Source organism: Candidatus Midichloria mitochondrii IricVA, assembly GCF_000219355.1.
Lineage (GTDB): Bacteria > Pseudomonadota > Alphaproteobacteria > Rickettsiales > Midichloriaceae > Midichloria > Midichloria mitochondrii.
Map to the genome: position 1 here is coordinate 897,924 of NC_015722.1, position 17,565 is coordinate 915,488.

Here is a 17,565-nt window from a genome sequence, read left to right on the forward strand (position 1 = left end):
CACTGAAAGTCATAACTTATGACAGTACAGCAGAAATAGCTGCAGAATTCAATATATCTGTTGCAGAAGAGCCCATTTGTACTATTTGCACTCTTTTACTTAACCCACATAGAATAGGGCCTATTAAAGTAGCCCCTCCAAATTCCTGCAAGAGTCTGGATGAGATATGAGCACTATGCAAAGCTGGCATAATTAAGATGTTAGCAGGCTTTGATAATCTGCAAAAAGGATAAAGCTTTAATAAGGACTGATTAATGGCAACATTTGCAGCCAGCTCTCCATCATATTCGAAATTAACTCTCCTTTTATCTAATATTGCGACAGCTTCTCTCATCTTTTGTGACTCTTTCCGCTGAGGGTTGCCAAAAGTTGAAAAAGAAATAAAAGCAATCCTCGGGTCGTAACCTAAATTTCTAACCTCTTCAGCGGCTTGTACAGCTATATCTGCTAGGGTTTCAGCAGTGAGCAGCTCATTTATCGCGGTATCTGCCACAAACAGTACTTTATCTGGTTTTGAAAGAATGGAGAGAGCAAAAAGTGGTTGATTGTCAGCTCTATCAACAACTTTAGTAACGCTTTCTAAAGTTGAAAGATAGCCATGGTCGAGACCTGCAACCATTGCATCAGCTTCACCATTTGCAAGCATTGATGCTCCAAAGAGGGTTAAGTCGTTAGTAGTATACTTTTTACAATCAGCTTCTGTCATCCCCTTTCTTTGCATTCTTTTGTATAGAAATTCAATATATTGCTCTGCTGCAACCTTTGCTGGGTTTATGACTTGAATTTTATTCTCTTCCTTGGAAATAACTTGATAAACTTTATTCTCTTCTCCAACTATAATTGCTTCTCCATACCCATTTTTACACCATTCAAGAGCGGCTTTAACCATAGCTATGCTATCACCAGCAAAAATTACTTTTTTCCGGTTATTTCTGAGTCTGGAAAAGAAATTATTAGTAATACTGGTCACAGGACTAAGCCTTGCTGCAAGTCCCATTTTATATTCGAAAAAATCTTCAATAGATTTTTTTGCAACTCCAGAATCCATGGCAGCTTTAGCAACAGCCGCTGGAACTTCTCGTATTAGTCTTGAATCGAACGGTACGGGAATTATATAATCTGGACCAAATTTATGGGCTTTACCTGCATAAGCAGCCATAACTTCTTCCGTTACTTCTTGTCTTGCAAGTGCAGCTATTGCATTGGCTGCTGCGATCTTCATTTCTAAATTAATTGTGGTGGCTTGGGTATCGAGAGCTCCTCTAAAAATATAAGGAAAGCACATAACATTATTTACCTGGTTATTGTAATCGGAGCGTCCTGTAGCAACGATTGCATCATCTCTTATGGAGTGAACATCTTCTGGCGTTATTTCTGGTTCAGGATTTGCCATAGCAAAAATGATTGGTTTTTTAGCCATAGTGCTCACCATCCCTTTGCTTAAGGCCCCTTTGACCGAAAGGCCTAAAAATACGTCAGCTCCAGCTACCGCTTCTGCTAATGTTTTTTTATCTGTATCTACGGCATGAGCAGTCTTCCATTCATTCATCCCTTCAGTTCTGCCTTTGTAAATAACCCCTTTAGTGTCACAAAGAATTGCATTTTTTAAGCCCATAGACTTTAATAATCCTATACACGCAATTGCTGCAGCTCCTGCGCCATTTACTACTACTTTCATATCTGCAAACTTACGCCCAGTAATATAGGCTGCGTTAATGAGCCCAGCCGCTGCAACGATTGCAGTACCATGTTGGTCATCATGAAAAACCGGTATATCGAGCAATTCTTTTAATTCTCTTTCAATTATGAAGCACTCTGGTGCTTTGATGTCTTCTAGATTAATCCCGCCCCAGCTCAAGCCAATATTTTTTACGGTATTAATAAATTCTTTGGGATCTTCAGTGTTAACTTCTATGTCAATTGAATCAATATCTGCAAATCTTTTGAAAAGTACAGCTTTGCCTTCCATAACAGGTTTAGACGCAAGAGCACCAAGGTTGCCAAGACCGAGAACGGCTGTCCCGTTTGAAATAACAGCAACAAAATTTCCTTTCGAGGTGTATTCGTATGCCAAACTTTTGTCTCGTTGAATTTCTAGGCATGGTGCAGCGACGCCAGGAGAATAAGCGAGAGCTAAACTCCGCTGATTTACCAAAGGCTTAATCATATCAAGGCCAATCTTTCCCTTTTTACCGGCGGAATGAAAATGTAAAGAATCCTTATAAATTTGATTGTTACTCACGCTCATTGAATTTTTCCTCACTTAAATCACGATAATAATTTAATTCTATCAATAAAAAACATCCAGACAAATACTGACTATATAAGTTTTTTTATGCTGCATCGCAGCAGCTTTTCAAAATATTTTGAGTATCAAAAACTGATTGAGAATTAAAGTTTAATTATATTATAAGATACTAAAAACTATTTTTATGAACATCTCTATACACCAACATTATAAATTTGCTAGTGAAATTATTAGGGCATACGATATTAGAGGAATATTTGGAGAAAATTTAAAAGAAGAAGATGCCTTTTTTCTAGCACTAAAGTTGTTACAAGCAAGAAATAATCTAAAGTTAAAGGGAAAGGTGTGTATTGGATATGATGGAAGAATCAGTTCACCAATTCTCTATAGCGCTCTTTTAAAAGGCATGATGACAGAAGACGTAAAAATCATTGACTTGGGGTTAGTTCCGACACCTGTCTTATATTTTGCGGCTAATTACTTTATTGATATCGATATAGCCGTTATGATAACTGGCTCTCATAACCCAGCTAATCATAACGGCTTTAAAATTATGTTAAATGGAAAGACTCTTTTTGGACAGAATCTCAAGGATTTAGCTGATCTAGAAATTGTTGACTCTCAGGGCGGCCAAACTCAGACGGAGGTTATAAAATCTGATGTTGAGTCAACGTATCTCACCGTATTGCGAAACTTGATCTCTATTAATAATAATTTGAGGGCGGTGTGGGATCCAGGCAATGGTGCAGCTTGCAATATCCTAAAAAAGTTGATTAAGCATTTGCCTGGCGAGCATTTAATAATAAATGAAGAAATAGATGGGAGTTTTCCAGCACATCATCCAGACCCGAGCAGGGCGGAAAATCTACAACAATTGATAAAAAGAGTAAAAGAAGAGGGTTATGACTTTGGTATAGCATTTGATGGTGATGCAGATCGATTGGGGGTTGTGGATAGTAAGGGAAAAATATTATTTGGTTCTCACTTATTATATATTTTTGCTTGTGACTTACTAAAAAGGAATCCACATGCAACAATTCTCACTGATGTAAAAATGAGTGCTTTAATAATGAATGCCCTCAAAAAATTAAACTGTAATTTAATACAGTATAAAACTGGGCATGCCTTAATTAAGACCAAGATGAAGGAAGTGAACGCAATGCTTGCCGCAGAAATGAGTGGTCATATATTTTTTGCAGAGAATTATTATGGCTTTGATGATGCGATTTTTGGCGCCTGTAAATTTTTAGAGATCGCATGTCATGATCGTAGCCTTATAGAAAAGAGTTTGCAGGTAACTGAAAGTGTATTTGCTATCTCTGACCGCAAAATTAGTGCCAATTCATTACAGAAAGAAAAATTTATTAATGCAGTCAGGTCTTCTTTGCAGCAAAAAAATTACCAATTTAGCGAAATAGATGGAATTAGAGTCGACCTAGAAGACGGCTGGTGGCTTGTTAGAGCTTCAAATACGGAAGATGCAATATTATTTGCCGGTGAAGCACATAATATGCATGTAATTTCAGAAATTAATAAAGTATTTGATCAGTTATTAAGTATAGGAAGCAACGCAGCAGGTATAACTTGAAAAGTCGTCGCGCCAAAGTTCAATACGCGCCTCGTGAAGACTTTGCATGCTCCTAGCCATCTTTTAAGTTTCCCGTCGTCTATGGCAATTCTTCTAGAGGTTATATAAACCAAATATGTTCTAGAGTTATATATATATCTTCAAATTCCCCTGAATCATCATTTATCACATCTTGCTTCAGCGCGCTTGCGCCCTCAGGATCATAAAGATCGTTATCAGTTTTAGTAGGATCATCTTCCTCTTGTATAGGCAATAAAAGTCGAGGTATTGAGAGTAAAACATCATAGGATTTTTTTTCCACACCAAAACACACCTTTAAAATAAGCGATAGTAAGGGCTAAGGCAAATCCAAGCAGAGGGGGACCGGCCATGAGAGTATTCCAAGAACCGCTTACTAAAACAGTTCCTATTGTTGCTGCAGCTATACTAAGATTTACTGGGCCAAACATTTTTTCTGCTGGTAATTGGCAGCCTTGATCTTTTAATCCCAATTTTTCTGCGCAAAAACCAATTAGCGCTCCGGTAAAAAATCCTCCGCTAGCCTCGAGCATCATAGGGCCCACAGCCCCTGAATTAATACCCCGCTGACCTTCTGTAAGAATAGCTTTTATTACGCCTGCGCATAAACCTGCTATTGCTGCTGTTGTGATTATTTTACTTGACATAAGGCCTCTGCGCTTTGAGTTGAAGATTGAGTGCTTCTACCATTAAGCCTAGCAAAAGTTTTTTCATATCCCAGAAGGATCAATAACGTTTTGAGCTCTGGTCCAGAGTCAAGCCCGGTTAAAGCTTTTCTAATTGGCATAAATAATTCTTTACCAGATTTTTTGGTTATTTTTTTGACTTCCTCAATCCAGGTTGACCAAGTGTTAATGTCCCATGGCTCTTTTGGAAGTACTGTTGCAGCTTGTTTTGTAAGTTCGTAATTTATGGCCGTTGGCTCTGAAACAGTGTTACAGATCCGCCACCATAAGTTTATTTCCTGGAGAGTTTTTACATTATATTTTGCAACCTCCCAAAATTCCGCCCCTACATCTTCTAAACTCTCACTTTTAAAGCGGTTCTTGGCAATTTCATATGGCATAGCATGTATTAATTTGGCATTTAACCTTTCTAATTCTGCCTGCTCATAATTAGAAGGAGACTTTCCAAGCTTGCTCAAAGTGAAGCTCTTTATTAAATCTTGCATATTTTGATAAGGATAAATTGCATCAGAAGTGCCGATTTTTGCTAGAAAGCTATTGATAGCCATAGGTTCGATTCCTGCTTGGTGTAAAGAATAGATGTCAAATCCTCCCAAACGCTTTGATATCTCTTGATCCTTAGAAGTGAGCAGTGAGAGGTGTGCTAAATCAGGAGATTTTGCATTTAATGCTTCGAAAATTTGTATGTGCACCGCACTATTTGAAAGGTGATCTTCACCTCTGATTATGTTTGTAATCCCGAATTCAATATCATCAACAACTGAAGCTAAAGTATATGTCATAGAGCCATCAGCTCTTATTAAAACAGGATCACTTAAATTGCTCGGTGCAAAATTCATTAATCCTCTAATTCCGTCATTCCATGATATAGCTGAGTCACTAATTAGGAAACGCCAATGAGGCATTACTCCCTGTTTTTCATATTGTTCTTTTTGGGTGGCGGTTAGTCTTAAAGAGGCTCTATCATATATTGGCGGAAGATTTCGACTAAGTAAATTCTTCTTTTTAAGGGCAAGCTCCTCTTGGGTTTCGTAACAAGGATATAATCGACCGCTCCCAATAAGCTTTTCCTTAGCTTCTTCATACTTTTCAAGCCTTTTTGACTGAAAAAACAACTCATCCCACTCAAGTCCCAACCACTCTAAGTCTCTTTTTATAGCATCAACGTATCTTGCTTCAGATCTCTCTGCATCTGTGTCATCTACGCGTAAGATAAATTTACCGCCAGCAGAACGAGCAAAAAGCCAGCTAATCAGGGCGGTCCTAACATTGCCTACATGCAAGAAACCTGTAGGACTCGGTGCAAACCTTGTAACTACCTTCATTTATAAAAAATCTTAACCCAAATTCGCCCTTCAGCCTAAACCTTTTTCGAAATTTCGCAATCATTTTTATTATTGAAATACTATGCACTAAAATATAATATCCAAAAAAATCAATTTTACGCCTTATGAGACAAATAGGTCTATTGCAACAGCTTATTCGCTTTAAAAGTGTTGCTCCTACAGATAATGGTTGCTTAAAATTTTTGGATCAATTGTTGCAAAATATCGGATTTGAGTGCCATCTTATTGAATTTCAAGAAGAGGGATTAGAACCTGTTCAAAATCTTTATGCGAGGCTAGGTAAAAAAGGCAAAAATTTTTGTTTTGCAGGGCATGTTGACGTGGTGCCGCCTGGAAAGGAAGCAGAGTGGTATGTTCCACCTTTTAGTGGTGATGAAGTAGATGGACATATTTACGGTAGAGGAGCAGTTGATATGAAGGGAGCGCTTGCAGCCTTTATTGAAACAATAAGGAGGGGAGTAGATAAGAATATTGTTAATCAAGAGAATAGTATCAGCCTTTTACTGACTGCTGACGAGGAGGGAATAGCAATCAATGGTACCAAAAAAATGGTGCCTTGGCTTGAAGCAAGAAACGAAAAAATCGATCTCTGTATTATAGGTGAACCTACAAGCACAAAATCTATTGGAGATACAATTAAGATTGGGGCACGAGGTAGTATTACTCTTAGCATTGAAGTGGTAGGTAAACAAGGACATGTAGCTTATCACCAACTTGCTGAGAATCCTATTCCTATTCTTGCAAATATCATTAAGGAACTTAAATCAATCAGCCTAGATAATGGAAATTTGCATTTCCAGCCTTCTAATTTAGAGTTTACTGATTTAAGTGTGGAAAATGAAGCAGAGAACGTTATACCGTCGGCTGCAAAGGCTAGATGTAATATTAGGTTTGGCAATATGCACACCTCAAAAAGTCTTGCTGCCTGGGTTGAGAAGATATGTGAGAAGTACACGAATAACTTTCATTTAAAATGGCACAGCAGCGGTGAAGCTTTTGTAACCAACTACGAAAGACTTGCGCCAATAGTTGCGGAAGCAATTAAAGAAGTTGCTAATATTGACTCACAAATCAATACCTTAGGTGGTACCTCTGATGCACGGTTTTTAACTAGATATTGTCCAACAGTTGAAATTGGTTTACTTAACAAAACCGCCCATCAGATCAACGAGCATGTTTCTTCAGAGGACTTAGAGCTGCTTACAGGTATCTACATGAAAATCCTACAAAAATGTGAAATTTTTAAATAAATCGTAAAAAACCCTTTCCTTTATTGGAGTCGAGCCAATAGAAGTCGAGGTCCAAGTCCAGGTATGCAGCGGCATAGGCAGCATTTAATGCCTAATAAAGCAATTAATGAGTCAAAAAAACGGATTGGGGCAGCTTCTGCGAGTATTGGACTTAGTATTCCTATGAAAAGAAAGTTACGGTCAATTTATCTCCAGCGGATTTATTAAAAGAGGGCAGCCGCTTCGATTTGGCTATTGCAATTGGCCTACTAATTGAAATGAATAGTGTACCTCAAGAAGAAATTGATAATTTTATTGTTGTGGGAAAATTATCATTGGATGGCAGAATGGCAAGAGTACCAGGAGTTTTACCTGCAGCTATTAAAGCTAATGCTAAAAACTTAGGTTTAATTTGTCCTCAGGCTAATGAGAGAGAAGCGAGCTGGTCTGGAAATTAAACAGTACTTGTAGCGCATAATATGATTGAAATTATAAACCATTTTAGTGGAAGGCAAGTATTGCAATATTTAAAACCCCCTAAGGTAGCGCCTGAATCAAATATCAATAAGATTGATATGGGGTAGGGATATTAAAGAGGGGGGGACACACGGGCTATTGCTAAAAGAGCTATGGAAATAGCAGCAGCTGGTTGGGGGGAGGGGGAAGAACACCACATGTTAATGGATTGGGCCACCAGGTGGTTCTGGCAAGTCTATGCTTGCTAAGAGATTGACCAGTATTATGCCGAGCCTAACTCTAATATGGAAGGGCTTGAAATAATTATTATATCTAGCTTAGCGGGCGAGCTCCCTGAAGAGTCTGGATTAGTAGACAGAAGACCTTTTTTTTTAGAAAAGCCACATAGTTCTGCTTCTATGGCAGCGATGGGTGTCCGGGGTGGTGGAGAAAATGCTAAGCCAGGAGAAGTTACTTTAGCGCACCGCGGGGTGCTTTTTATGGATGAATTACCAGAATTTTCGAGAAATGTTTTAGAATCATTGAGACAGCCAATTGAATCTAAAAATATTACTATTGCAAGAGTCAATAACCATGCAACATATCCTGCTAATTTTCAATTAATTGCGGCCATGAATTCTTGTAAATATGGATTTTTTGGTAGTGTCAGTAGTTCTTGCACTAAAATGCCCAGATGTGCTGAAGAATACCAAAACAGAATTTCTGGCCCTCTTTTTGATAGGTTTGATCTGCAAATTGAAGTACCAAAAGTGAATCTAACTTAAGCTTAAAAATGAAGATGAAGGTGAAAGCTCGGCAGAAAATTGCAAGACGAGTTGGGTATGCGGCGGGTATGCGGCCACTGTTCAGCAAGATAGGTAACAAAGAAACCGAAGTATCAAGTAATGCTGAACCAGGTGGGGAGCTGCTTTACAAATTTACCAGCCTTGATAATGAGTGCAAAAAAATTATGGAAGAAGCTGCTGGCAAATTATCACCTTCTATGCGCTCCTTCAATAGAGTAACTTAAAGTCGCAAGAACTATTGCTTGATCTTGCTCAGGAAAAAGAAATTAATAAAATACATATAGCAGCCGAAGCGCTAAGTTATAGGATTGCAAGGATTAGGATATAGAGAGGTTATCATTGCTTTGTGTAGCTTTTGCTATACGTTCGCCGAAGTTCTTTGCCAACCGCTACGTTTCTTTATTTTTAGTATTTTCCTTATACCATTCTTCAATTTGGTCAGTGCTATTAGCATATCCAACTTTATTTTTTCTTTCATCTCTAAAGCAGCTATAGTTTTATGGGTTTCAGCTGCGTCTATTCCCCGATATTTTTGCCAATAATGCATACTAAATAATCCTATACTGCTGCCAATAATGCCGCACATTAAGCTAATTGTTGCAAAATCTCCTACTATATACCCACCCCCCCCCTCTTAACGCACGTGAAGAGAATCGCTAATATAACCTCAGTTTGACGTAAGGAGTAGGCCCGTGAGCCTATTTTTCCATGGGATATATTGGGTTTGAAGACATAAGCCAAGAGCCCTGCCAAGAAATTGTTTGGCGAGTGATGCCCGTGGTTCTGGATTTGGCAAATCTCTTTCAATTGTCCGATGGCTGTTTCAATCAATCCACGCCCTTGCAAGAAGTAGTTGTTTAAAAGCCGCAAGCGCGGGTTTTGTTTTTCATGTTTTTCTTAAGCCGTGTGATGAGCTCAATACCTTGATTGCTCAGTGTTTTTGCTTATATACCACCGATCTCCGAATAGAAGGCCTGTCAAATATTGAGTCGGTTTCTCGACAGCGGCTCGATCATCTGTATTCTGAGGTCAGTGTGAATGACATAATCTCTCCTTGATCATTGAGAACCACTTAAAGCCAAAGAACCATCCGGGTTGACGTTTTCCCACGCTGAGCGATGACTTTAAAGACCTTATTACGGCTAATACGTAAGTTATGACAAACCTTCCAGCTTTTGTTGAGTCAACGTACCTGTTTGTTTCCCTTTGCAGCAATTCAGCAAGTTTCTTAAGGATCTTTGGTACGTGAGTTGTTGCTTGCAAAAATCATCAATCAAACAAAATATTTCTACTAGGGGAACCACTTTTCTTATTTATCGTGAAATTGAGAAGAACTTAATGGTTACACAGCTTCTCTGAAGCCATATCAGATAATTTCTTTACTTACCTCAAACTGGGTCTATTTACAGAACAAGCAGATGATACCGCATTATTCAGTTTATGCGATCCAATAAATACTGCCTCAATTGAGCTGTAATGGCATATTTGAGGTGCTGCATTGGAGTTATAATTTGCTATCTATAAAGTTAAAGAAGTTGTGAGCAAAGTCCTTAATTAAACGTAATTGTTGTTCTGAGTAAGCTGTGCCATTTGTATATAGGCACATATTTTTAGGATATACAAAGGCTCCAAGCTGTGCCATGACATCTCTTAAATGCATTAGACCCCTTATTCCTCCAAATGGGCTGGTGCTAACACTTATTAGGCCTACTTTTTTGTTCGAAAAGGGATTAGGCTCTCTGGAAAGCCAATCAATAAAATTTTTGAGCACCCCACTCACAGAGGCGTTATATTCTGGAGAAGCAATTAGAACCCCTTCACTGTTTTTCAATAAGTTTTTATATTCAATCAAATCTTTACTTAAATTTTCAGGTAAAGGAACATCTTGATTGAAGAGCGGCCACTCCAGTTTAGCTTGGGGCGTGATCCATACCCTTGCTTCTGTACTAAATTGCGCACAAACTGATCTAAGTAATTCTAAATTAAGCGAGTTTTGTCTTAAACTACCTGGTATAGCAATAATATTTTTCATGATGATTAATTTAAGAGTATCATTGTAGCGATATCCAAGCTTAACAGTAAGAGAAATCTGGCAATTATGATTGTATAATCCGTATCCTTATGAAGAATATAGAGTATATCAGTATTCTTAAAAAGCAATTTTTCAAGCAAGAAAGTTATCCCGGTTATGATAAAAAATAAAATTATTGAAATTGGTAGCCAAGTTAGAAAAATTAATATACCGCTATCCTCACTAATATCGACCAAACCAGCTAAAGCTGCAAATATCAAACTAAAATGAAGTTTTAAGATACTGGCGGTTCCTATTAATCTTAAATTATGTTCTAGCACTAGTTTTTTTAAATTAGTTAAATTTAAAATCATCACTGCTCTGAAAACGAGCTCCAAGGAAAACTCTACCGAGATACAAAGCAAGAAAATGCTTACTAAACTTAGTTCATAAAAATAGTAGAGAATGCCGCTAACAGCAATTCCAGAAGCAATAAAACTGATAGAATCGTACAGCTGACTTGCCTTATTTTCTTGAGAGTTTTTGCGCAAATATAAAATCAGGTACTGCGTTAATTAACGCTATTGGTTTCCTAGATAGCATTACGGTAATAACAAGTAAGGTATATGAGACAATACTAAGTAAGCAGTTAAGAAAAGATTCATGCATTGCATGATGGAGTATATTTGCTGATATGAGTACTATAAAAAAAATGTAACTACAGATCAGAATTATATTAAAGGCATGAGAAGCATCCCTAACTAAGTGGTCAAACTTAAAATTTGCGAAGTAACCAGCAAAGCGGATACAAATTACTGTTGCAAACATTATATAAATCAAATCAATAAAGAAGACCAAAAAGTCAAATTCATTCATTTGTATTTTTTCAATCAAATTCTCCATCATACATCTTCACGGTATTTTTTACACTATACGCAAAGTAAAGAACAAAACAAATTCAGATTACTAAACTAAATTATTTTTTCAACTATTTAGATGGTTTTAAATCCTTAGGTGCGGAAACTTTATAAAAAGGCATAACTGAGCTACGCATAAGCATTATGGACACCCTCCTATTTTTAGCAGCATACGGGTTGTTTTCATATAAAGGAGCTGAGTCAGCATATGCGACGACCTTGGCGATTCTATCACTTGCAATACCTCTACTAACTATAAACCTCCTGGCAGCATTGGCCCTATCAGCTGATAATTCCCAAGCAGTATAGTTACCAGTATTATTATTAATTCTGTCTGTATAGCCACCTATTGAGATGAAGTTAGGGGAATATTGAATAAGTTTTACGATTTTCTCCAAAATTAATTTGGCATTAGGAGAAAGTGTAGTGCTACCAGATTCGAACATTTCTTGTTCGTCTGAATCTTGAACCTGTATCAATAACCCTTCAGGAGTTTGCTCTAAAGTAATTTGATTTTTGAATTTACTTAAAGCGGCATCAGATTGTATTCGCCGCTCAATGTTTTCTTGGGTGGACATAAAAGTCTTATTTTCTGTTTCGATATCTGTCTGTTCCATACCTTGTTGTTGGATAGAAACTATTTGGCCAGCCCGTTTAACTCCATACACAAGGCCGCTAACAGAGGGGCCATCTGAAGGCGCTTCGTCTTCACTTCTGCTTTCGGAAGAATCCTTATCTAAAGATTTTCTATTCATGAGGCCTATAGTTGGTTCAAAATACTGGGCGATTCCCTTCAATTTTTGTGAAGGGGTTGAATTAAGGAGCCACAGCAGCAAAAAGAAAGCCATCATCGCAGTCACAAAGTCAGCATAAGCCACTTTCCAAGCTCCGCCATGATGGCTATCCTTCTGAAGAATTATATTCTTTCTAACTATAATAGATTTGTCTTTATTTAGCATGATATCCCTCCCACTAGATTATTTTGCTCTCTAATTCAGTAAAAGAAGGCTTTATGGTTTCAGGAAGAGTTTGCCTCACAAATTCAATAGAAATAGAAGGTGGATTGCCGTTTACGTGTGATATAATAGCAACTTTTATGGCTTCAAAAAATAAAGTTTCTTCTAAACAGAATTTTTGTAAGAACAGGCCAATTGGTGTAACTATTCCATATGACAGAAATACTCCTATAAAAGTTCCAATTAGAGCAGAAGCTATCCTTGCACCTAGTATTGCTGGCTCTGCGCCGACTGCCCCCATGGCCGTAACAACTCCAAGTACCGCAACGATTATTCCAAGCGCTGGTAAAGAATCACCCAGTCGCAATAGAGCATCAGCCATTTTTTCAATCTCAATTCTTTTTTCATCAATGTGATTATCCATTATTGCCTCTAATTCATGTGATTTATTAAATCCCATAATAGTTAGCCTGAAATAATCACAGAAAAATTTTATTAATTCTTCTCCGTTGGGCACTAAATAAAGTTTGCGGAAAAAATTGCTTTGCTTAGGATTGTCAATCTGTTTTTCAATTTCTGCAAGAGGGGCGCCATTTGCATATTTTAAGAACTGGAAAATAATAGACAAAAACTCAATAGATTCTGTCCTAGAATAAGGAGAATTTTTGCCTATTTTGTGAAAATTCGCAAATAGCGCTTTCTGTACCGGTTTTGGATTAGATATAATAAACGTCCCAATCGCAATCCCAATAATTTCGAGCCATTCAAAGGGTTGCAGTAGTACATGAAGATTGCCACCACTGCCCAAGTAACCAATAACTAATGATAAGATAGCTACTACAAAACCAAACTTTAAAGACATATTTTCTACCTAGAGTATACTAAATAAGCTTAAACAATGTAAGCAATATTTGTAAAGCAGTAGTACTTAATAAAAATAAAAAATAATTTAACAAATTTCTGTTGATATGGTGTAGTCTTTTTTAATGCCAATTCCGGATAATATCTTGTGGACTAAACAAGCTGGTAAGCCTAAAACATTAGTATCAACACCACTCATACTTTCTATGAATTGAGCGGCAAATCCTTGCAAAGCATACCCTCCTGCTTTACCATGCCATTGCCCGGTCTTGATGAATTCATCCTTTTCTATTTTTGACAATACTTTAAATTTCAAGGTTGTTACTGATATTTTTTTAGAAATTCTACCGTTGTAAATTAAGCACACGCCGGTATAAACTTTATGTCGCCGTCCTGATAATTTCTCCAAACAATATAAAGCATCTGCTTCTGTTTCTCCTTTCGGCAGAATTGTACGCCCTACTCCAACTACTGTATCTGCTCCCAAGACAGCATCAAGGGGATATTCTTTAGAGATTTTCAAAGCTTTCTCAAAGCCAAGACGGAGCGCAAGGCTACGAGGACCTTCGCTTTCTTTAGGTGTCTCATCTATGTCTGCTGGGATAATTAAATCTGGTTTATAACCCATTTGAGAAAGAACCGATAGCCTGCGCTTTGATGATGAGGCCAATATTAGCCTTGGCGTTGTCATATTACCTAGAACTTTATGGGAAGATCAGTGCGTCTATGAGTTACTCTACCCTTTGTTAAATCATAAGGCGTCATTTCAACTGTTACGTCATCGCCTACCAACACCTTAATTCTATTTTTACGCATTTTACCAGAAGTGTAGGCAATAATTTTATGGCCATTTTCTAATTCCACCCTAAACATGGCATTGGGCAGCAATTCTAGAATTTTACCCTTAAACTCTAATAGCTCTTCTTTGTTGGACATCTATATTCATTAACACCTATAAGCACTTGGAGGGATTATAAGCCCAATAAGCTTTTATTGCAAGCCTACCTATGAGTTCGTTTTGAATATTATTTAGTACTGTTCATAATTAGTAATATCACCAAGGCGGTATCGAAAGATTACAAATTTTTAGAGAACTTCGCCTCTTTTTATACTTTAAAATAGATCCCTAGGCTGCCGTAGGATATGCAAACCCCTACGTGCGCAACTTTTTTTACCCAGCATGAAGACTTTTAGCTATAAGAAAAAGGTCTAATATTGCTTTAGGTGATATACGATAACCACTGCTCAATTATAAGACGCTAGAAATTTTTTCTAGGAGATACCGTAGATAAATATTCCTAATCTATCAGCTTCCGCTAAAGTTTCCTCTTTGTTTAGTATTAATGCAGAGCTAGCCTCAAGTGCAACACCTTTAAAATTGTAGCGGTATAGATTCTTTATAGTTTCTGGCCCTACGCAAGGCAGGTCAATCCTTTTATCTTGGTTAGGTTTGCATATTTTTATTAATATACACATTTCCTCATCCTTTTGTTGGATCAGCCCACAGCGTTTTATGAGTTCATCTGTACCTTCTGCTGCTTCTACTCCTAAAACTAAGCCGTTTTGTATAACCAATGCTTGACCTACGTCAAAATTTGCTACTGCTTTTAATATTTCAGTACCCTTCTTTATGTCAGCAAATGCTGCTGGATCAGGCTTGGTTTTTGTTAAGAGGCCACTCTGGACTATAATTGATGTGGCAAGTTTTTCAGGAGGAATAATGGCGAACCCTTCTGATTCTAAAAATGCTATAACAGTACGCAAAATCGAATCGTCATTAAGTCCAGCTTTCATTATCATAGTAAGAAGCTTAGCCCCTTTTAAATCTAGCAATAATTTAGTAACACCCGTTCTTTTTACTGTGCCGGCTAACACAATGTGCTTTATACTTAAAGATTTAATCTTATTAATAATCTTGCCAATTGCATGCATAGGAAAAGTATAATAGCTTTTTCCTTCAAAAATCTCTTTTGAAAATTGATCTTCTATTGCAATGATTTCGCATCCAATACCTTTTTCTATACAGCCTTCTAGCACGTGCTTCGGTAGCCAACCGCGACCAGCAATAACAGCTACTTTTTTTACATCTAAAAGGTTATTAGCAGTTCTATGGGGAGACAAAGGTTACCTCCTGAAATTCTTATCATCTTTTGGCATGCAAATCGCTCTTTGATTATTATTTTTTATAAAATCTAATATATCTTGCACAACATGACTACCTCTAAAAAAAATTCGCAGCTTCTTCAATTCTTTCACTCATTACTCCCTCCTGCTCAAAAAATATTTTCTTAAATACATCAGCAGCCGCCTCTATATCTTTTCTATTAAAGTTAGCCCTCCTCATACCGACATTATTTACACCCTCTAAGGTGCCCTTGGGCCCTATTATTACGCTATAAGGGGTGACGCTCTCTCTAACAGCGGTCATACCACCTATCATAGAATATTTACCAATTCTTACAAACTGGTGTACACCCGACAACCCGCCTATTATGACGTTATCTTCGAGTACTACATGTCCTGCAAGTCCTGCATTGTTAGCTATAATAACACTATTGCCTATAATGCAGTCGTGGGCAATATGGCAGCCGACCATAAATAAACAATTATTCCCAACCACTGTTTTCATTAATCCATGTTTAGTTCCAGGGTGCATAGTGACGTATTCCCTGATAACATTGTGCTCTCCTATAATAAGAGCCGATTCTTCCCTAGCATATTTTAAGTCTTGAGGCTGATAACCGAGAGAGGCAAATGGAAAGATTTCAGTGCCAGAGCCAATTTCAGTATTACCAGTTATACAAACATGGGAATGTAATTTTACTGATTTTTTTAAAGTTACATTACCTTCTATGTGACAATAAGGGCCTATTTCAACAAGGCCCTCTATTATTACAGACGGAGCAATGATTGCGGTAGGGTGTATTGTGGCTGAACTACTTATATTATTTATCTTCGACATCAACCAAAACCGCACTCACAATTGCTTCTGTAACTAGAGTATCGTTTACTCTTACTTCTCCTTTGATTTTCCACATGCTGCTTCTAGACTGAATCTTAGAAACTTCTATGATCATCGTGTCACCAGGCTCTACGGGTTTTCTAAATTTTGCATTCTCGATTGAAGTGAAATAAATTAACTTATTATTCATTTCTGCTTTCGTATCATGGATCAAAAATACAGCAGCAGCCTGTGCCATAGCTTCTATTATTAATACACCTGGCATGACAGGCTTTATAGGAAAGTGTCCCACGAAGAAATTTTCGTTTACCGTAACGTTTTTTAAGGCTACGGCTTTTATACCGGATTCTATACTAATGATCTTGTCTATTAGCAAAAAGGGGTACCTATGTGGAATCAGCTTCATTATCTGCTGAATATTTAATATGCTGCTCATTTATTCTCCTTTGAATCTAATGATGATTTAGCGGTTTCAACCATTTTTTTCAATAAAGTTGTTTGTCTATGCCACTGATTAATATCAACTGCTGGGTAACCACCTACTACTTTACCTTTTTCAAGATCTTTTGTAATGACGCTGGCTCCACTAGCCACCACTCCATCTTTCAATTCTAAATGGCCGACAACGCCAACTTGGCCTCCAAGCATAACACCATTTCCAATTACGGTACTGCCTGCAATCCCGACTTGGCCCGCTAAGAAACAGCTCTGGCCGATTTTAACATTATGGGCAACTTGTACCAGGTTATCTATTTTAGTATTATCCTTTATTACTGTGTCTTCAATAGCCCCTCTATCTATACAACTGTTAGCTCCTATCTCCACGTTGTCACCAATAATAACGGCGCCAACTTGGTTTACTTTGATAATTCGATTATCATCGTTGGCAAAGCCAAATCCGTCCTGGCCGATTCTTGCACCGGCATGAATGATACAGTTATTGCCAATTTTACTGTATTCAATTGTTGCCGCATGACCCACCTTAACATTGCTGCCAATAACAACTTTTTTTCCTATATAAACCCCTGGATAAATATGACAATTGGAGCCGATTTCTGCTTCATCTTCTATAACTGCACCAGCTCCAATAAAAGAGCCAGAACCGATTTTGGCAGTGGGACTTATGAATGCTCTATCTGACATATTGGAATCTACAGTAATATTCGGAAAAAACAACTCTAAGATTTGTGCCCAGGCAAAATAAGGATTATCAACTATTATAGCCGCCATTCCTTCAGGAACAAGTGGCAAGTCAATTTCTTTTATAATACAGGCAGAGGCCTTAGATTCTTGCAACTGTTTGTTATACTTAGGGTTGCTTAAGAAAGTTAAGTCCCCAGATGCTGCATTTTTTAGGGTCTTCAGGCTTTCAATTAATAATTCTTGGTTCCCAACAACTTCTGCCTTTATGATAGAAGCTATTTTTCTAATTTCCATTTTTTGTACTGGCTGCCAAAACCTTTCCCGAAATTCCGCCATAA

At 37.6% G+C, this 17,565-nt stretch carries 23 protein-coding genes and 1 pseudogene; 6 read left to right on the top strand and 18 right to left on the bottom strand.

From position 1 onward, the window contains the following. Window positions 1–16 precede the first annotated feature (16 nt). Window positions 17–2,248 (bottom strand): NADP-dependent malic enzyme, encoded by a 2,232-nt coding sequence (locus MIDI_RS04680; protein ID WP_013951437.1) that lies wholly within the window; start codon window positions 2,246–2,248, stop codon window positions 17–19. A 184-nt stretch (window positions 2,249–2,432) separates the two neighbouring features. On the opposite strand from MIDI_RS04680, the gene MIDI_RS04685 reads away from it, so the two are divergent. Then, window positions 2,433–3,836 (top strand): phosphomannomutase/phosphoglucomutase, encoded by a 1,404-nt coding sequence (locus tag MIDI_RS04685; protein ID WP_013951438.1) that lies wholly within the window; start codon window positions 2,433–2,435, stop codon window positions 3,834–3,836. 100 nt (window positions 3,837–3,936) lie between these two features. Here MIDI_RS04685 and MIDI_RS04690 read toward each other — a convergent pair whose 3' ends face one another. From MIDI_RS04690 to gltX, 3 genes are read right to left on the bottom strand one after another with little or no spacing between them, the layout of a single operon-like run. Next, on the bottom strand, window positions 3,937–4,137 hold the full coding sequence (locus MIDI_RS04690) for a hypothetical protein (protein WP_041185513.1): 201 nt from the start codon (window positions 4,135–4,137) through the stop codon (window positions 3,937–3,939). Then, window positions 4,118–4,501 carry a hypothetical protein gene (locus tag MIDI_RS04695; protein WP_013951439.1) on the bottom strand — a complete coding sequence of 128 codons (384 nt, stop codon included), beginning with the start codon at window positions 4,499–4,501 and terminating at the stop codon, window positions 4,118–4,120. The genes MIDI_RS04690 and MIDI_RS04695 overlap by 20 nt, the downstream gene beginning before the upstream one ends. Continuing rightward, on the bottom strand, window positions 4,486–5,865 hold the full coding sequence (gene gltX, locus MIDI_RS04700; RefSeq protein WP_013951440.1) for a glutamate--tRNA ligase: 1,380 nt from the start codon (window positions 5,863–5,865) through the stop codon (window positions 4,486–4,488). The genes MIDI_RS04695 and gltX overlap by 16 nt, the downstream gene beginning before the upstream one ends. Window positions 5,866–5,990: 125 nt before the next feature. Here gltX and dapE point away from each other — a divergent pair, with 125 nt between their 5' ends. The 5 genes and pseudogenes from dapE to MIDI_RS04715 all read left to right on the top strand — a co-directional run bounded on the left by dapE (window position 5,991) and on the right by MIDI_RS04715 (window position 8,601). Continuing rightward, a complete protein-coding gene (gene dapE, locus MIDI_RS04705; RefSeq protein WP_013951441.1) occupies window positions 5,991–7,136 on the top strand; it encodes a succinyl-diaminopimelate desuccinylase in 1,146 nt (381 codons plus the stop codon). 224 nt (window positions 7,137–7,360) lie between these two features. Continuing rightward, a pseudogene (locus MIDI_RS06375) lies at window positions 7,361–7,573 on the top strand (magnesium chelatase domain-containing protein); the annotation flags it as partial. 226 nt (window positions 7,574–7,799) lie between these two features. Further along, entirely contained in the window at window positions 7,800–7,895 is a 96-nt protein-coding gene (locus tag MIDI_RS10400) for an ATP-binding protein (RefSeq protein WP_148234204.1), read from the top strand. After that, a complete protein-coding gene (locus tag MIDI_RS06380; protein ID WP_052567709.1) occupies window positions 7,877–8,356 on the top strand; it encodes an ATP-binding protein in 480 nt (159 codons plus the stop codon). The genes MIDI_RS10400 and MIDI_RS06380 overlap by 19 nt, the downstream gene beginning before the upstream one ends. A gap of 14 nt (window positions 8,357–8,370) precedes the next feature. Continuing rightward, complete coding sequence (locus MIDI_RS04715; protein WP_148234159.1) at window positions 8,371–8,601, top strand: hypothetical protein; 231 nt, start codon at window positions 8,371–8,373, stop codon at window positions 8,599–8,601. Window positions 8,602–8,735: 134 nt separating this feature from the next. On the opposite strand, the gene MIDI_RS04720 is transcribed toward MIDI_RS04715, so the two are convergent. The 14 genes from MIDI_RS04720 to lpxD all read right to left on the bottom strand — a co-directional run bounded on the left by MIDI_RS04720 (window position 8,736) and on the right by lpxD (window position 17,563). Beyond that, a complete protein-coding gene (locus MIDI_RS04720) occupies window positions 8,736–8,963 on the bottom strand; it encodes a hypothetical protein (protein WP_013951444.1) in 228 nt (75 codons plus the stop codon). A gap of 26 nt (window positions 8,964–8,989) precedes the next feature. Next, a complete protein-coding gene (locus tag MIDI_RS07345; RefSeq protein ID WP_148234160.1) occupies window positions 8,990–9,208 on the bottom strand; it encodes a transposase in 219 nt (72 codons plus the stop codon). Window positions 9,209–9,406: 198 nt separating this feature from the next. Then, the gene (locus MIDI_RS10615; protein ID WP_237697349.1) at window positions 9,407–9,640 is read right to left on the bottom strand and encodes a hypothetical protein; all 234 of its coding nucleotides are present in this window, start codon (window positions 9,638–9,640) and stop codon (window positions 9,407–9,409) included. Between the two features lie 241 nt (window positions 9,641–9,881). Further along, window positions 9,882–10,409: an NADPH-dependent FMN reductase gene (locus tag MIDI_RS04725; RefSeq protein WP_013951445.1), complete on the bottom strand. Its 528-nt coding sequence runs from the start codon at window positions 10,407–10,409 to the stop codon at window positions 9,882–9,884. A 5-nt stretch (window positions 10,410–10,414) separates the two neighbouring features. Further along, window positions 10,415–10,765: a hypothetical protein gene (locus tag MIDI_RS04730; RefSeq protein ID WP_237697350.1), complete on the bottom strand. Its 351-nt coding sequence runs from the start codon at window positions 10,763–10,765 to the stop codon at window positions 10,415–10,417. 148 nt (window positions 10,766–10,913) lie between these two features. Then, entirely contained in the window at window positions 10,914–11,282 is a 369-nt protein-coding gene (locus tag MIDI_RS04735) for a hypothetical protein (RefSeq protein WP_148234161.1), read from the bottom strand. Window positions 11,283–11,376: 94 nt separating this feature from the next. Then, the gene (locus tag MIDI_RS04740) at window positions 11,377–12,264 is read right to left on the bottom strand and encodes a flagellar motor protein MotB (RefSeq protein WP_013951448.1); all 888 of its coding nucleotides are present in this window, start codon (window positions 12,262–12,264) and stop codon (window positions 11,377–11,379) included. A 13-nt stretch (window positions 12,265–12,277) separates the two neighbouring features. Continuing rightward, entirely contained in the window at window positions 12,278–13,123 is an 846-nt protein-coding gene (locus MIDI_RS04745; RefSeq protein ID WP_013951449.1) for a motility-associated protein, read from the bottom strand. Between the two features lie 87 nt (window positions 13,124–13,210). Beyond that, window positions 13,211–13,792 carry a Maf family protein gene (locus MIDI_RS04750; protein ID WP_202795461.1) on the bottom strand — a complete coding sequence of 194 codons (582 nt, stop codon included), beginning with the start codon at window positions 13,790–13,792 and terminating at the stop codon, window positions 13,211–13,213. A gap of 26 nt (window positions 13,793–13,818) precedes the next feature. Next, entirely contained in the window at window positions 13,819–14,058 is a 240-nt protein-coding gene (gene infA / locus MIDI_RS04755) for a translation initiation factor IF-1 (protein WP_013951451.1), read from the bottom strand. A 336-nt stretch (window positions 14,059–14,394) separates the two neighbouring features. Continuing rightward, the gene (locus MIDI_RS04760) at window positions 14,395–15,243 is read right to left on the bottom strand and encodes an LpxI family protein (RefSeq protein WP_052567710.1); all 849 of its coding nucleotides are present in this window, start codon (window positions 15,241–15,243) and stop codon (window positions 14,395–14,397) included. Between the two features lie 100 nt (window positions 15,244–15,343). Further along, entirely contained in the window at window positions 15,344–16,084 is a 741-nt protein-coding gene (gene lpxA / locus MIDI_RS04765) for an acyl-ACP--UDP-N-acetylglucosamine O-acyltransferase (RefSeq protein ID WP_013951453.1), read from the bottom strand. Next, entirely contained in the window at window positions 16,068–16,520 is a 453-nt protein-coding gene (fabZ, locus tag MIDI_RS04770; protein ID WP_013951454.1) for a 3-hydroxyacyl-ACP dehydratase FabZ, read from the bottom strand. The genes lpxA and fabZ overlap by 17 nt, the downstream gene beginning before the upstream one ends. Beyond that, window positions 16,517–17,563 (bottom strand): UDP-3-O-(3-hydroxymyristoyl)glucosamine N-acyltransferase, encoded by a 1,047-nt coding sequence (gene lpxD, locus MIDI_RS07355; RefSeq protein ID WP_041185517.1) that lies wholly within the window; start codon window positions 17,561–17,563, stop codon window positions 16,517–16,519. Before lpxD ends, fabZ begins: the two co-directional genes overlap by 4 nt. Between the last annotated feature and the right edge of the window lie 2 nt (window positions 17,564–17,565).

Coding starts and splice junctions, on each gene's coding strand:
- MIDI_RS04695 (WP_013951439.1), bottom strand. CDS start 4,501: ATGTCAAGTAAAATAATCACAACAGCAGCAATAGCAGGTTTATGCGCA.
- dapE (WP_013951441.1), top strand. CDS start 5,991: ATGAGACAAATAGGTCTATTGCAACAGCTTATTCGCTTTAAAAGTGTT.
- infA (WP_013951451.1), bottom strand. CDS start 14,058: ATGTCCAACAAAGAAGAGCTATTAGAGTTTAAGGGTAAAATTCTAGAA.
- MIDI_RS04725 (WP_013951445.1), bottom strand. CDS start 10,409: ATGAAAAATATTATTGCTATACCAGGTAGTTTAAGACAAAACTCGCTT.
- gltX (WP_013951440.1), bottom strand. CDS start 5,865: ATGAAGGTAGTTACAAGGTTTGCACCGAGTCCTACAGGTTTCTTGCAT.
- fabZ (WP_013951454.1), bottom strand. CDS start 16,520: ATGAGCAGCATATTAAATATTCAGCAGATAATGAAGCTGATTCCACAT.
- MIDI_RS04685 (WP_013951438.1), top strand. CDS start 2,433: ATGAACATCTCTATACACCAACATTATAAATTTGCTAGTGAAATTATT.
- MIDI_RS04715 (WP_148234159.1), top strand. CDS start 8,371: ATGAAGGTGAAAGCTCGGCAGAAAATTGCAAGACGAGTTGGGTATGCG.
- MIDI_RS06380 (WP_052567709.1), top strand. CDS start 7,877: ATGGAAGGGCTTGAAATAATTATTATATCTAGCTTAGCGGGCGAGCTC.
- lpxA (WP_013951453.1), bottom strand. CDS start 16,084: ATGTCGAAGATAAATAATATAAGTAGTTCAGCCACAATACACCCTACC.
- MIDI_RS04740 (WP_013951448.1), bottom strand. CDS start 12,264: ATGCTAAATAAAGACAAATCTATTATAGTTAGAAAGAATATAATTCTT.
- MIDI_RS04720 (WP_013951444.1), bottom strand. CDS start 8,963: ATGTGCGGCATTATTGGCAGCAGTATAGGATTATTTAGTATGCATTAT.
- MIDI_RS04745 (WP_013951449.1), bottom strand. CDS start 13,123: ATGTCTTTAAAGTTTGGTTTTGTAGTAGCTATCTTATCATTAGTTATT.
- lpxD (WP_041185517.1), bottom strand. CDS start 17,563: ATGGCGGAATTTCGGGAAAGGTTTTGGCAGCCAGTACAAAAAATGGAA.
- MIDI_RS04680 (WP_013951437.1), bottom strand. CDS start 2,248: ATGAGCGTGAGTAACAATCAAATTTATAAGGATTCTTTACATTTTCAT.